This is a genomic window from Mesorhizobium temperatum, assembly GCF_002284575.1.
Lineage (GTDB): Bacteria > Pseudomonadota > Alphaproteobacteria > Rhizobiales > Rhizobiaceae > Mesorhizobium > Mesorhizobium temperatum.
On sequence record NZ_NPKJ01000068.1, the window covers coordinates 476,282 to 489,381 of the forward strand.

A 13,100-nucleotide genomic window follows, 5' to 3' on the forward strand; every position below is an offset into this window, starting at 1 on the left:
CCTGCCTGCCGGCATCCTCTCCCCGTGTAGTGACGGGGAGAGGGGTGCTCTCATCGCCGGTTTCGCCAATCACCAGCGTTGCAAGAATGGCGCCGAGGCTGCGCCAGCCACTTCTCCCCGTCACTATACGGGGAGAAGTGGCCGGCAGGGCGATGAGGGGCGGCGCCAACTTCGACGATTGGCTCATATCCAATACAAGCTATGACTGTCCGAAGCGATTGCCCTGCGTGCTTGCCTCGACCGGCCGCAGGCGGCATAGATCTGAGATGACTGAAACCTACCGCCCGCGCCGCTCGGTGCTTTACGTCCCGGCCTCGAACGACAAGGCGCTGGCCAAGATCTCGTCGCTGGCCTGCGATGCCGTCATCATCGATCTCGAAGATGCCGTCGCCCCGGCCGAGAAGGTTTCCGCGCGGGAAAAACTGGCCGGCATCTTCGCCAATCGCCCCGGCCGGCGCTGCGAGATGGCCGTTCGCATCAACCCGCTCTCCAGCGAATGGGGCGCCGACGATTTGCTGGCTGCGGCACGCTGCGTGCCCGACGCCATCCTGCTGCCCAAGGTCGACACGCCGCGCGATGTTTTGGAATCCGGCGACGTCCTCGACGACAATTTTTCACCCGACGAGGTGAAACTATGGGCGATGATCGAAACGCCCAAGGCTCTGCTCAACATCGGACCGATTGCCGAGCTTGGCCGCGATCCGGCCTCGCGGCTGGTCTGTTTCGTTGCCGGAACGAACGATCTGGTCAAGGAGACCGGCATTCTCGACCGGCGCTATCTCACACCGTGGCTGATGCAGATGGTGCTCGCCGCGCGCGCCGGCGGCCTCGACCTGCTCGATGGTGTCTTCAACGATTTTCGCGATCTGGACGCTTTTGCGCGCGAATGCGGGGAAGCGGCCGCCATGGGGTTCGACGGCAAGTCGCTGATCCACCCGGCTCAAATCGATGCCGCGAACCGGGCCTTCGCGCCATCTGCCGGAGCAGTGGCCGAGGCGCGCTCGGTGAAGGAGGCCTTCGCGCTTGCCGAAAATGCCGGCAGGCAAGTGATTGCGCTGAATGGAAAAATGGTCGAGCGGCTGCATCTGGCGCAGGCCGAAAAACTGCTGGCGAAGGCGGCCGCCATCGGGGCATGATTGGCAACTCACGACAGGAATGAAAAATGAAACTCTACCGCTTTCTGTCCGGTCCGGACGATTCCAGCTTCTGCCACAAGGTGACGGCAGCGCTGAACAAGGGCTGGCACCTGTTCGGCTCGCCGACCTATTCCTACGACATGGAGGCCAAGGCCATGCGCTGCGGCCAGGCCGTGGTGAAGGATATCGAGGGTCAGGAATACGGGCCCAACACCAAGCTCAGCGATTGGTAGATTTTGCAAAGCTCCGACGCAGGGGTGTGTTGAGATTCAGGTCAGGCCGCGCCGGAGTCGAAGACGGGCGCGAAGCGACCAGACTGGGTGGTTTCCCGAGAACCGGAGCGGAGCGTACTTTGGGTACGTGAGCACCGGAAGCGCAGGGAACTGCCGTTCGCAGGCCGGCATCACCTGAATATCAACACAGCCTACTCCGCCGCCTCTTCGATCCGCTCCATATCATCGTCCGACAGGCCGAAATGATGGCCGATCTCGTGGATCAGCACATGGGTGACGATGTCGCCCAGCGTCTCCTCGTTTTCGGCCCAGTAGTCGAGAATGGCGCGGCGGTAGAGCGTGACGCGGTTCGGCCCCTCGCCGGTCTGCGGATTCCAGCGCTCGGCGATGCCGCGCCCCTCGAACAGGCCGAGCAGATCGAAGGGCGTTTCCAGCGACAGATCGTCCATGATCTCGTCGGTCGGGAATTCGGCGATCTGGATGACGATCTCGCCGGTCAGCTTGCGAAACTCCTCCGGCAGATGGGCGTAAGCTTCCAGCGCCAGGAACTCCATTTCCTCCATCGACGGCGAAAGCTGGTCGTGCCAGGTGCGGGTCTTGTAGATGCGGGCCATGCTTTGTCCTTCTGATCCCGGCATATAGGCTTTCGAGCCGGGCTCGGCAAATGGGCGGGTTGCCGCCTACGCGAGGGCAGGAATAAATTCCCCATGACTCCGCTTGACTCTTCGGCCGCCCTCTGGAATCCTAGAGAACATAACAGGAACAATTGTGAGTGGAAGCTGACCGTCATGGCGACAAGCGCCGTGGCGCGGGAGACTGTTTTTGCCCTGCGCCGCCAGATCGCGAAGATCGAGGGAACGCTGCCCGAGCGCCTGGAGGCGCCGGCCGGCGCAGCCCCCGTTGATGCGGATGTCACCCCCCAGAATCCAACAGCGGACATCCCGCCTCAGGATCTAACAATCGTCCGCCGCGGCCTCGCCGTGGCGCCGCCCGATGCGTTTCTGCGCACCGGCGCCGAAGGTCTCGATACTGCGCTCAGCGGCGGCCTGCCGAAGGCGGCGCTGAGCGAGATCCATGGCGCCGCGACCCGCGATGCCGGGGCCGTCGCCGGCTTCGCCCTGTCGCTCGTCAGCCTGATCCTCAAACAGGGGCCGCGACTGCCGGTCCTGTGGATCGGCACCGCGGAAATCTTCCGGGAGGCCGGCTTTCCCTATGCCAGGGGGCTTCACGCCCTTTTCGGCATCGAGCCGGAGCAATTGCTGTTTTCCGAGGCGCCAAGGCTCCTCGATGCGCTGTGGACCGCCGAGGAGGCCGCCCGGATGACGGCACTCGCCGCTGTCATCCTCGAAATCCGCGGCAGTCCGCAGCGGCTGGACCTCACCGCGACGCGGCGGCTGCACGCCCGGGCACAGAATGCCGGCCGGCCGGTGTTCCTGCTGCGCCAGGCCGGCGAACCCGAGCCGACGGCGGCACCCGTCCGCCTCGTCCTGTCGGCGGCGCCGTCGGCACCACGCGAGACGATCGCCGGGCCGCTCGCCGGCTCTATCGGCCGCCCCGCCTTCACCGTCAGCATCGGCAAGAGCCGCACGGCCTTGCCAGGACAATTCACACTGGAGTGGAACCCCGATGAACGCAGTTTCGAGGAAAGAAGAACCGGGGAAGAACGGGCAGCGAATCCTGTCCCTGTGGTTTCCGCATCTCGCCGCGGAAAGGATCCTGCGGCAGCGTCTGGGGCGGTCCTGGCGTTCCCGGCCGTCGGATCACCTGCCCCTGGTGATCAGCCATCGCCAGGGGAACGCGCAGCGCATCGCCGCCCTCGACGAACGGGCTGAGGCGCTTCACCTGAAGCGCGGCATGGGCATAGCCGACGCGCGCGCCATGCATCCCTCGGTCGACGTGGTGGAAGCCGATCTCGAGGCCGACCGCCGCCTGCTCGAAAGCCTTGCCGACTGGTGCGACCGCTACACCCCGCTGGTGGCGCTCGACGCAGCCGATGGCCTGTTCCTCGACGTCACCGGCTGTACCCATCTTTTCGGCGGCGAACGGTCGATGCTGGACGACATCCTGTCGCGCTTTTTCCATCAGGGCTTCGATGTCCGCGCCGGCCTTGCCGCCACACCTGGTGCTGCCTGGGCGGCGGCGCGGTTTGCCAGTGACCGCATCGTCCCCGGTGGCGAGGAGGAAGCGCTTCTCGCACCCTTGCCGCTGGCGGCGCTGCGCATCGAGCCTGATATCCGCGCCAGCCTGGAAAGCGTCGGCCTGCGCACGGCGGGCGCCGTCATGGCAGCACCGCGCGCGCCGCTCGCCCGCCGCTTCGGTGTCTCCCTGCTTTTGCGCCTCGACCAGGCGCTCGGCCGCCTCGACGAGGCGGTGTCGCCGCGCCTGCCGGTGGCGCCGCTTTCGGTCGAACGCCATCTCGCAGAACCCATCATGCTGACCGACGAAATAGAGCGGCTGGTGAAAATGCTGGCGACGACTTTGAAGGCGGACCTCGAGCGCCGCGGCGAGGGCGCAAGAAGGCTGGCGCTGCTGCTTTTCCGCGTCGACGGCGCCGTCAACCGCATCGCCGTCGGCACCTCGCGGCCGTTGCGCGAGCCGTTGCTGATCCAGAAATTGTTTCACGAAAGGCTTGCTGCGCTCGAACAGGACATCGATGCCGGCTATGGCTTCGATCTCGTGCGCCTCTCGGTCCTGTCGGCTGCGGCCTTCGACATGCAGCAGGCGGATCTCGCCGGCGAGACACGCGACGACGGCGCCGACATCGCCCTTTTCGCCGACCGCATCCGCGCCCGGCTCGGCGAAAGCGCGGTTTTGAAACCGGTCGCCGTCGAGAGTCATCTGCCGGAGCGCGCCGTCGCCATGCTTCCCTTCACAGAGGCGCCGCAAAGGGTCTCTCCGCCGAAGAAGCCGGGCAAGATACAAGACACTTCCTCCAAGCCTGTCTTTCGGCCGGAACGGCCGATCCGGCTGTTCCGTTCGCCCGAACCGATCGAGGTGCCGGCCACCGAAATGCCTGAGGGACCGCCGATGAATTTCCGTTGGCGGCGGGCTCTCTACCGGGTCGCGCGGGCCGAAGGGCCCGAACGCATCGCCCCGGAATGGTGGCGGGAGGCGGCGGGGCAGGAGGACGCGCCGACCCGGGATTATTTCCGCATCGAGGATAGCGACGGCCGCCGTTACTGGCTCTACCGCCAGGGTCTCTACGGCGCCTCGCACGCCGCGCCGCGCTGGTTCATGCATGGGGTCTTCGCATGAACGCGCTGACGGCCGTTCCCTATGCCGAATTCGGCATCCAGTCGAATTTCTCGTTCCTGCGCGGCGCCTCGAAACCGGAGGAACTGGTGGTCGCGGCAAAGTTTCTGGGATTTTTGTCGATCGGGCTTGCCGACCGCAACACGGTGGCCGGCGTCGTGCGCGCCTGGCAGCAGGCCAAGGTGGAAGGTCTTCCCTATCATCCCGGCTGCCGCCTGGTTTTTTGCGACGGCACGCCCGACGTTCTCGCCTATCCGCAGGACCGCAAGGGCTGGGGACATCTGTGCCGCATGCTGACGCAAGCCAATATGCGCGACGAAAGCGAAAAGGGCGCACCGCTTCTCTATCGCGACGACCTTTTCGAATGGGGCGATCTCATGTCGCTGGCAGTCCTGCCGGATCTGTCGGCGGGCGCCAATGATGATCTCACTGTTCTTAGCCGGCTCAAAGATCGCTTCGGCAAGGCTTTGCGGCTTGCCGTTTCGCCAGATTATCACGGCAACGACCGCTTCCGTATCGAGCAGGCAGCTGCCATGGCTGAGGTATCATGCATTCCGCTGATGGCGACCAACGACGTTCTTTACCATACGTCCGAACGGCGCCGGTTGCAGGACGTGCTGACGGCGATCCGCCTCAACGTACCTGTTGCCGACGCGGGGCTGGAACTGGCGGCCAATGCCGAGCGCCATTTGAAGCCGCCAATGGAGATGGCGCGGCTTTTCCGCAGGCATCCGCAAGCACTGGCGGAAACGCTGCGCTTTGCCGGCGAATTGAGCTTCTCTCTCAGTGACCTCCAATACAATTATCCCGACGAACCGACGGAATCGGGCCTCGGGCCACAGGCCGAACTGGAACGGCTGGCTCGAGAGGGAGCCGCGATACGATATCCCTCAGGCGTTCCCGCCGATGTGACGAAGCGCATCCGGGAAGAGCTCGCTTTGATCGAGCGCCTGAATTACGCGCGCTATTTCCTGACTGTCTACGACATCGTCAAATTCGCCCGCAGCCAAGGCATACTCTGCCAGGGACGCGGCTCCGCGGCCAACTCAGTGGTCTGCTATTGCATCGGCATCACCGAAGTGGGGCCTGAGAGGATCGACTCGCTTTTCGAGCGCTTCATTTCCGAGGAAAGAAACGAGCCGCCCGATATCGATGTCGATTTCGAACATGAAAAGCGCGAAGAGGTCATCCAGTATATCTATTCCAAATACAGCGCCAAGCGTACCGCGCTTGCCGCGGCCGTCGTCAGCTACCGGGGCCGGTCGGCGACGCGCGAAGTGGCCAAGGCGATGGGCCTGTCGGACGATGTCAGGAGCGCGCTGTCCAACTCGATCTGGGGCTGGTCGACCTCGGAGCTCGGCGAAAAGGAGACCAGGGCCGGGGGCCTCGATCAGACCGATCCATCGACAAGGCAGGTGATCGAATGTGCCAACGAGATCATGGGCTTTCCCCGTCATCTGTCGCAGCATGTCGGCGGCTTCGTCATCACCAGGGACCGGCTCGACGAGATCGTGCCCATCATCAAGACGGCGATGGACGAACGCAAGATGGTCGAGTGGGACAAGGACGATCTCGACGCGGTGAAAATCCTCAAAGTCGACGTGTTGGCGCTCGGCATGCTGACCTGCCTGCAGCGCGCCTTCACCCTGCTCCAGGATCATTATCCCGATGCGCGGGATGACTATGGCCAACCCTATGTGCTGGCCACCCTCCCTGCCGAGGACAAACATGTCTACGAGATGATCTGCCGCGCCGACACGATCGGCGTCTTCCAGATCGAATCCCGCGCCCAGATGTCGATGCTGCCGCGCCTCAGGCCGAAAACATTCTACGACCTCGTCATCGAAGTGGCGATCGTGCGGCCGGGCCCGATCCAGGGCGACATGGTCCACCCCTATCTGCGCCGCCGGCAAGGCAAGGAAAAACCCGAATACCCCAAGCCGGAGCTGGAAGAGATACTCGGCAGGACGCTGGGCGTGCCGCTGTTCCAGGAACAGGCGATGAAGATCGCCATCGTCGCCGGCGGCTTCAGGCCGGGCGAGGCCGATGAACTGCGCCGTGCCATGGCCACCTTCAAGCGCACCGGCACGATCGGCAATTATCGCAAGCGGATGGTCGACGGCATGGTTTTGCGGGGTTACGAAAAGGACTTCGCCGAGCGCTGCTTCAAGCAGATCGAGGGTTTTGGTGAATACGGCTTTCCCGAAAGCCATGCCGCCTCCTTCGCCCTGCTAGTCTATGCCTCCTGCTGGTTCAAGACCTTCTATCCCGACGTGTTCTGCGCCGCGATCCTGAATTCCCAGCCGATGGGATTCTATCAGCCGGCTCAGCTTGTCCGCGACGCAAGCGACCATGGCGTCGAAATCCGCGAGGTCGACGTCAATTTTTCCGGTTGGGATTGCGCATTGGAGGAAGCGCCCTTTGACCCGGCCCGCGTCCTCGACCGCCATGCCGAAATGCGCGGTGTCATCCGGACCAATCATGCCGTCCGGCTGGGCTTTCGCCAGGTCAAGGGCCTGTCGAAGGAGCGCATGGAGGTGTTTGTCGCCAGACGCGGCGACGGCTACGCAACCGTTCGCGATGTCTGGCTTCGCTCAGGCCTCTATGTCGACGAGATCGAGAAGCTGGCGCAAGCCGACGCTTTCCGTTCGCTCGGCCTCGACCGCCGCGACGCCCTGTGGGCGGTCCGCGCGCTCGACGGCAGGAGTGCCGCCGAGACCCTGCCGCTGTTCGACCAGCCGGGGATCCGCTTGCGCGATCTCGAGCCCGAGACCAGGCTGCCGACAATGCCGCTCGGCGAGCACGTCGTCCACGACTACCGTTCGCTCGGCCTGTCGCTGAAGGCGCATCCGTTGGCCTTTCTGCGCCAGCGGCTGGACCGTTCCGGCGTCACGCCCAATGCGCGCCTCGGCCAAGTTCGGAACGGCAAGCGCGTTTCGGTCGCCGGCCTTGTTTTGGTGCGGCAGCGACCGGGTAACGCCAAAGCGATTTTCCTGACGCTGGAAGACGAGCAGGCGGTCGCCAACGTCATTTTCTGGGAAAGAACCTTCAACCGCTACCGGCCCATTGTCATTGGCGCGCGGCTGGTCCGTGTCACCGGCAAATTGCAGTCGGAATCGGACGTCATCCATATCGTTGCCGAGAAGGTCGAGGATCTGACGCCCTGGCTGTCCGTGCTTTTGGAGGAGGCCGGTTCCGGCCAGCCTGTCAATGAGCGTTCAGCCAGTGGGCGCATGGAGAATGGCAACCGTAAAAAGGGCGCTGCAGATGCGAATGCCCCACAAGCCGCGCCGGTCCAGCGGGATCTCGCGGCGCTGTCGGGAAAGGCGGAGAAGGTGCTGCCCAAGGGGCGCAATTTTCAATAGGCCTTACACCCGTTCAGGACGGTCCGCCCAGGCGCGGCGGCAATCCGTCCTCGAAGGGGAGCGAGCGCGCCTCCGAAGGCAGCATGATCGGGATGCCGTCACGCACCGGATAGGCAAGCCGTGCGACCCTCGAGATGAGCTCATTGCGCTCCGGATCCCAGGTAAGCGGGCCCTTGGTCAGCGGGCAGGCCAGCAATTCCAGCAGTTTCGGGTCGACATTGGCCTTCTTTCCATCACGCCCATCCACCATTCGGTCTGTCCATCTCTCGGGGCAATCACTTCAAGTTCGCCTCGCCTTCTCCCCTTGTGGGAGAAGGTGGCCGAGCCCACGGGTCTTGCCTCCGGCAAGCCCGATGACAGGCTCCGCTCGGTCGGATGAGGGGTGTTCCAGCTTGGCACCGACGGCGCTCCGTCCAGCACCCCTCAACCGTCTTGGCGCTGCGCGCCAATCCACCCTCTCCCACAGGGGGAGAAGGAAGAGCCACCTATTGCAGACTCGACCCAAAATCCTCGTTTTCGCGTGCCAGTGCCATTTCGGTGATGGCGATCAGCGTTTCGGCGCGTGTCTTCAAATCCGCCGCTTCGAGCAGCGCCTGTTTCTCGGCCGGCCCGTAGGGAGCCATCATCGACAGCGCATTGACCAGCATGGCATTTTCGGCGCGGCTGACGCTTTCCCAGTCGGCTTCAAGATCGTTGGCCTGCAAATAGGCGCGAAACGCCTTGAGCAGTGCCGGCCGGTCGATCCCGGCCTCTGCCTGATCTTCGTCGAGATCGGTGAGAAAGGGCGCAAACCGGCACTGGCGGAAGGGCGTCTTGACCGCGAGTTCCTGCACGATGCGGAACCGGCACACACCTTGCAGCGAAATCAGGTAACGGCCGTCGCCGCTCTCGGAAAGCGCGATGATGCGTCCGGCGCAGCCGACATTGCAAAGCTCCGGCTCGCCGTCGGCACGCCGCGCGCCGTCAAGGCTGGGCTGGATGACGCCGATCAGCCGCGATCCGGCGATCGCCTCATCCACCATCTCAAGATAGCGCGGCTCAAAAATGTTGAGCGGCATGCGGCCACCCGGCAGCAGCAATGCGCCTTCAAGCGGGAAGATCGGCACCGTCGACGGCAAATCCGTATCGAGCCGGTAATGCGCGTTTCCCGCCTGCACTTCGAACCTCCGCTCGCTTCCTCAAGAAGCGCATCAAATCCCGATCCTCCCCGATCGGCACAAGCGAGAGAACCGACGGCCTGATCTCTCGCCCTAATCTGGCGCAGCCGCCGCCGACCGCAAGGCCATCAGGCAAAAACAGCTTGATGCCGTGCTCAGGAAAACAGCAGCGACGACAATTTGCGCCGCGCCGCCAGCGTTGCCTCGTCGGTCATTCCCCATGCCTCGAAGAACTGCAGCAATTGCGTCTTGGCGCCGTCATCGTTCCACGAGCGATCGGCTTTGACGATCGCCAGCAAATTGTCGGCCGCGGCCATGCGCTCGCCGTTGGCGTTCTGGATCATGGCAAGATCGAACCGTGCCTGGTGGTCCCCGGGGTTCTCAGCCAGGCGCCGCTCGAGCTCGGCCGGATTGCCAAGTGCTTGTGCCTGCGCGGCAAGCGCCATCTTGGCGCGCAGCGCGGCGAGCGGCGGCGCATCCTTTTTTGCTTCCGGCGCCCGCGCCAGCACGGCTTCGGCGCCGTCGGCATCGCCGGCCTCGAACAGCAGATCGCCCAGCCCGGCAATCGCCTCGATCGTCTCCGGCGCCTGTTCCAGGATCGCATCGTAGATATCCGCCGCGGTCTGCACATCGCCGGCGTCGCGCGCCTCCGCGGCCGCGGCTAGCGCCTCGGCCACCTGCGGCGCACCATTATTCTTGCCGCCGACCTTCTGGATGAACGCGGCTATCTGGCTCTCGGGAATGGCGCCCATGAAGCCGTCGACCGGCTGGCCGTCCCTGAAGGCGATGACTGCCGGTATCGACTGGATACCGAGCTGTCCGGCGATCGAAGGATGGTCGTCGATGTTCATCTTGACCAGCTTGACCTTGCCGCCGGCGGCCGTGACCGCCTTTTCCAGCAGCGGCGTCAGTTGCTTGCAGGGTCCGCACCATGGCGCCCAGAAATCGACCAGCACCGGCTGACGGCGCGATTCCTGGATGACGTCGGCGGCAAATGTGGCGGTCGTCGTATCCTTGATGACGTCGACGGCGACAGGCGGCTCGCCAAGCGCGACTTTCGCGGGGGTGGCGTCAGTGCCGCCATACTGCACCGACGTGGCATACTGCCCGCCACTGCTGCCAAATGGATTGTTGTCGCTCATCTCGTCATCCTTTCGGTCGCGCCGCCGGCCACCGGCCCGATGCAACGTCCTTATCCCCACTCGAAAGTCGTTTTATCGTCATCCATGTGGCGATCATGCCGTGACTTTCAAGATAACAGCATCATGCCCGGTTGCCTCGACGAATTTGACGAGGTCGGCGGCGGCGATCGATGTCGTGGCCTCATTGGTCAGCGGATGGGCATTGATGACCGCATGGCCCATCAACTCCTGGTCGAGAACGACCTTGACCCGCAACTCCGTATCGTTGATCAAGCCGAACACCGTGACCGCCCCCGGAACGACGCCGAGAAGCTCCATCAGCATCTCCGGCTTGCCGAAGGACACGCGCCCGGCGGCGCCGATGACATTGTGAATCTGCTTGAGATCGACCACCGCCTCCTCGCCGACGCTGACCAGGAAGAAATTGTCTTTCTTGTCCTTGAGGAAAAGATTCTTGGTGTGCCCGCCGGCAATTTCTCCACGCAGCGCCTGCGAATCGGCGACCGTGAACAGCGGCGGATGACGCAAGGTCGAGACCTCGATCCCGAGATCGGCGAGAAAGGCGAAAAGCTCGGCTTCGGTTTTCGGCATGTTGTTTCTTGTGGGACTTCTTGTTGTCGCGGTTTTGGATCATGCCGTTTACGGCCAATGACGCGGCCGAGACAAGACCGTTGCGCGGCGACGCGCTGATTCCGTGCACGATCGACGCTGCGGAAGGCTTGTATACGTCGCAAGGTGCGGGCAAAAAACCTGCGATTTCCCTGTTGCAATCGCCGCGCCCTTCAGCCATATAGGCCCGGCTTGCGGCCCAAAAGCCGCGCGAGCGGGTGTAGCTCAGGGGTAGAGCACAACCTTGCCAAGGTTGGGGTCGAGCGTTCGAATCGCTTCACCCGCTCCAATTTCCCAAGGGGAATCAAGCATCGAAAAGCCGCGGTTCGCCGCGGCTTTTTCGTTTTTTGGGCTGCACGGCATCACCCAGCAGACGGAGCAAGCTTGTCGCTTGCCGGCTGCGTTGTGGCCTGCAGCCGCTTTGTTCGCCGCTCGGAATATCCCCAATAGAGTTAGGGCTTTTGCTTTTCAATTTCGGACCAAGGTCCCTTGCGCACAGGTGCATTTGAACCAAACTGGCTAAGTAGTGGACCATCATATTAGAGAGTCCTCATATTCATAGTCCGGAATCATCCTGGCGGGAGGGCGGCTCGAAGGAGGAATTATGAAAACTCGAACCAGTCTGTTCGCAGCGGTCGCCGCTTTCGCCCTTGTCGCGTCTCCAGTCCTCGCCGGACCCGGCGGCAATGGCGGCGGCAAGGGTAACGGCGCAAGCAACGGCAATGGCGGCAACTCGGCCGCGGCCGGATCGCAGGGACACGGAGCCGCAACGTCTGCGGCGGCCAAGGATAAGTCCACTCGGGGAATTGCTCATGCAATGGCTGTCGTTTCGACGACGCCGGCCTCGCCGCAGGCCACCCTGTCCTTGCAAGCGGCCTTGGACAAGTTCCTGGCAAGAACGGCCGCGGATGACCCGGCAGCGACTTCCGGCGACACCTCCGGCGAAATTCCCGACGCTGCCGAATAGAATTGCATCGTGCGCTGCGCGCGACGGCGCACGTACCATCGAGATTCTTGCCCAGCTGGCGGGCTCCTTCATCTGTTCGGCCGATGCCCTGGGTCAAGGAAAAGCCGACATTTGAGCCCGATCCTCAGGGATCCCTGGACGGTCCTGCCCCTACAGACTGATCCAGAGAGCGCCACCGGCTTCGGCCGGTGGTGCGTTTTTGCGTGGGCGCTCAACTGGCGTTGGTGGCCATATGTATCTCCTGCCAGAAAAGATGGCTGACCGTAGTGCAAATTACAATACAAGCGACGGTCCTGATCGAGCGCGCGCCGGCATCGATCGCTATGCGCTGTGCATCGACTATCTGACGCCTGCGCCTCTGCGAAAATCCGACGGCGACATGCCGGCCAGTTTGCGGAACGACTTGTTGAAGGCGCTGAGCGACCCGAAGCCGGAGTCCATGGCGACGCGCAGCACGTTGGCGTCCTGGTGCATCAGCAGCGCCTGCGCGTAGCTGAGCCGCAACAGGTTGACATATTCGTTGAGCGTCATGCCGGTCGATTTCTTAAAAATGCTCATGGCGTATTTGGGATGGATGTCGGCCGCCGCCGCGATGTCCACGCAGTCGATGTCGTAGAGGAAATTCTCCGCGATGAAGTCGCACATCCGCCCGACATTGCGCAGGGATTGCTGATCGAAGGGGCTGCCTGCTTCCTGCTCGATCGGAGTTTCGGGTACCAGCCGATAAGGTTCGAAGCGCACCCGCTCCAGCCGCAGCAGCAGTTCGTTGACGGCGTGCTCGGCTTTGCCCGGATCGCCTGACCGGACGTAGCGGTTCCAGCGCTCGAAATTGTCGCTGTCGGACCGGTCGGTGGCGCCGGTCACCAATGTCGCGCCCGTCATCAGCCGGTTGCGGACGTCCGCGGGCAGGTGCAGCCGGAAGAAGTGCACCAGCGGCAGATGCGCGCCGGCATAGACGGCGTCGTCCGACGCATCGTCCATCTGGTGCGGCAGGCCGCCCCAGAACAGGCACATGTCGCCGGCCGAAAGCGAGATCTCGTGCTCATCCATTCGGTAGTGCACGGCGCCGCGAACGATGAAATTCACCTCGACCTGGGCATGCCAATGCGGCTTGAGCATCACCAGAGGCTGGGTGTGAAACATCTGCAACAGCAGCGGCAAGCCCTCCACGCTGCTGGCGCCAGGCTGATAAAACGGCCTTTCCGGCATCTTACTTTCCGCCAATTTTTTATTCCTTTT

Annotated in this window: 12 protein-coding genes and 1 tRNA gene; 7 read left to right on the forward strand and 6 right to left on the reverse strand. The window is 63.5% G+C overall.

Translation table 11 applies throughout. The annotated features are described in order from the left end of the window. The first annotated feature begins 266 nt into the window (after window positions 1-266). Together CIT26_RS28755 and CIT26_RS28760 are read left to right on the forward strand one after the other, a co-directional pair. Complete coding sequence (locus CIT26_RS28755) at window positions 267-1,136, forward strand: HpcH/HpaI aldolase/citrate lyase family protein (protein WP_167391553.1); 870 nt, start codon at window positions 267-269, stop codon at window positions 1,134-1,136. A gap of 26 nt (window positions 1,137-1,162) precedes the next feature. After that, window positions 1,163-1,369: a DUF1737 domain-containing protein gene (locus tag CIT26_RS28760; protein ID WP_095495667.1), complete on the forward strand. Its 207-nt coding sequence runs from the start codon at window positions 1,163-1,165 to the stop codon at window positions 1,367-1,369. 191 nt (window positions 1,370-1,560) lie between these two features. Here the strand turns inward: CIT26_RS28760 and CIT26_RS28765 are convergent, their stop codons facing one another. Next, complete coding sequence (locus CIT26_RS28765) at window positions 1,561-1,983, reverse strand: metallopeptidase family protein (RefSeq protein ID WP_095495668.1); 423 nt, start codon at window positions 1,981-1,983, stop codon at window positions 1,561-1,563. 174 nt (window positions 1,984-2,157) lie between these two features. On the opposite strand from CIT26_RS28765, the gene CIT26_RS37990 reads away from it, so the two are divergent. From CIT26_RS37990 to CIT26_RS28780, 3 genes are read left to right on the forward strand one after another with little or no spacing between them, the layout of a single operon-like run. Beyond that, the gene (locus CIT26_RS37990) at window positions 2,158-3,201 is read left to right on the forward strand and encodes an ImuA family protein (RefSeq protein ID WP_095495669.1); all 1,044 of its coding nucleotides are present in this window, start codon (window positions 2,158-2,160) and stop codon (window positions 3,199-3,201) included. Further along, window positions 3,143-4,624: a DUF6504 family protein gene (locus CIT26_RS28775; protein WP_095495670.1), complete on the forward strand. Its 1,482-nt coding sequence runs from the start codon at window positions 3,143-3,145 to the stop codon at window positions 4,622-4,624. The genes CIT26_RS37990 and CIT26_RS28775 overlap by 59 nt, the downstream gene beginning before the upstream one ends. Then, a complete protein-coding gene (locus tag CIT26_RS28780; protein ID WP_095495671.1) occupies window positions 4,621-7,986 on the forward strand; it encodes an error-prone DNA polymerase in 3,366 nt (1,121 codons plus the stop codon). The genes CIT26_RS28775 and CIT26_RS28780 overlap by 4 nt, the downstream gene beginning before the upstream one ends. 13 nt (window positions 7,987-7,999) lie before the next feature. Here the strand turns inward: CIT26_RS28780 and CIT26_RS28785 are convergent, their stop codons facing one another. From CIT26_RS28785 to CIT26_RS28800, 4 genes are all read right to left on the reverse strand, one after another. Continuing rightward, entirely contained in the window at window positions 8,000-8,236 is a 237-nt protein-coding gene (locus CIT26_RS28785) for a Trm112 family protein (RefSeq protein ID WP_095495672.1), read from the reverse strand. Window positions 8,237-8,471: 235 nt separating this feature from the next. Further along, window positions 8,472-9,143: an LON peptidase substrate-binding domain-containing protein gene (locus tag CIT26_RS28790; protein WP_095495673.1), complete on the reverse strand. Its 672-nt coding sequence runs from the start codon at window positions 9,141-9,143 to the stop codon at window positions 8,472-8,474. 155 nt (window positions 9,144-9,298) lie between these two features. Beyond that, window positions 9,299-10,285, reverse strand: coding sequence for a thioredoxin (trxA, locus tag CIT26_RS28795; RefSeq protein WP_095495800.1), 987 nt, complete (start codon window positions 10,283-10,285; stop codon window positions 9,299-9,301). A 93-nt stretch (window positions 10,286-10,378) separates the two neighbouring features. Further along, window positions 10,379-10,876, reverse strand: coding sequence for a prolyl-tRNA synthetase associated domain-containing protein (locus CIT26_RS28800; RefSeq protein WP_095495674.1), 498 nt, complete (start codon window positions 10,874-10,876; stop codon window positions 10,379-10,381). A 232-nt stretch (window positions 10,877-11,108) separates the two neighbouring features. On the opposite strand from CIT26_RS28800, the gene CIT26_RS28810 reads away from it, so the two are divergent. Together CIT26_RS28810 and CIT26_RS28815 are read left to right on the forward strand one after the other, a co-directional pair. After that, a tRNA-Gly gene (locus tag CIT26_RS28810) sits at window positions 11,109-11,183 on the forward strand. A 315-nt stretch (window positions 11,184-11,498) separates the two neighbouring features. After that, window positions 11,499-11,861, forward strand: a complete 363-nt coding sequence (locus CIT26_RS28815; RefSeq protein ID WP_095495676.1) for a hypothetical protein — start codon at window positions 11,499-11,501, stop codon at window positions 11,859-11,861. A gap of 339 nt (window positions 11,862-12,200) precedes the next feature. Here the strand turns inward: CIT26_RS28815 and CIT26_RS28820 are convergent, their stop codons facing one another. Further along, a complete protein-coding gene (locus tag CIT26_RS28820) occupies window positions 12,201-13,070 on the reverse strand; it encodes a helix-turn-helix domain-containing protein (protein ID WP_095495677.1) in 870 nt (289 codons plus the stop codon). Window positions 13,071-13,100: the final 30 nt, after the last annotated feature.

Bases quoted from the DNA above. Each gene is read 5' to 3' on its own strand.
- CIT26_RS28755 (WP_167391553.1), top strand. From the start codon at position 267: ATGACTGAAACCTACCGCCCGCGCCGCTCGGTGCTTTACGTCCCGGCC.
- CIT26_RS28760 (WP_095495667.1), top strand. From the start codon at position 1,163: ATGAAACTCTACCGCTTTCTGTCCGGTCCGGACGATTCCAGCTTCTGC.
- CIT26_RS28765 (WP_095495668.1), bottom strand. From the start codon at position 1,983: ATGGCCCGCATCTACAAGACCCGCACCTGGCACGACCAGCTTTCGCCG.
- CIT26_RS37990 (WP_095495669.1), top strand. From the start codon at position 2,158: ATGGCGACAAGCGCCGTGGCGCGGGAGACTGTTTTTGCCCTGCGCCGC.
- CIT26_RS28780 (WP_095495671.1), top strand. From the start codon at position 4,621: ATGAACGCGCTGACGGCCGTTCCCTATGCCGAATTCGGCATCCAGTCG.
- CIT26_RS28785 (WP_095495672.1), bottom strand. From the start codon at position 8,236: ATGGTGGATGGGCGTGATGGAAAGAAGGCCAATGTCGACCCGAAACTG.
- trxA (WP_095495800.1), bottom strand. From the start codon at position 10,285: ATGAGCGACAACAATCCATTTGGCAGCAGTGGCGGGCAGTATGCCACG.
- CIT26_RS28800 (WP_095495674.1), bottom strand. From the start codon at position 10,876: ATGCCGAAAACCGAAGCCGAGCTTTTCGCCTTTCTCGCCGATCTCGGG.
- CIT26_RS28815 (WP_095495676.1), top strand. From the start codon at position 11,499: ATGAAAACTCGAACCAGTCTGTTCGCAGCGGTCGCCGCTTTCGCCCTT.
- CIT26_RS28820 (WP_095495677.1), bottom strand. From the start codon at position 13,070: ATGCCGGAAAGGCCGTTTTATCAGCCTGGCGCCAGCAGCGTGGAGGGC.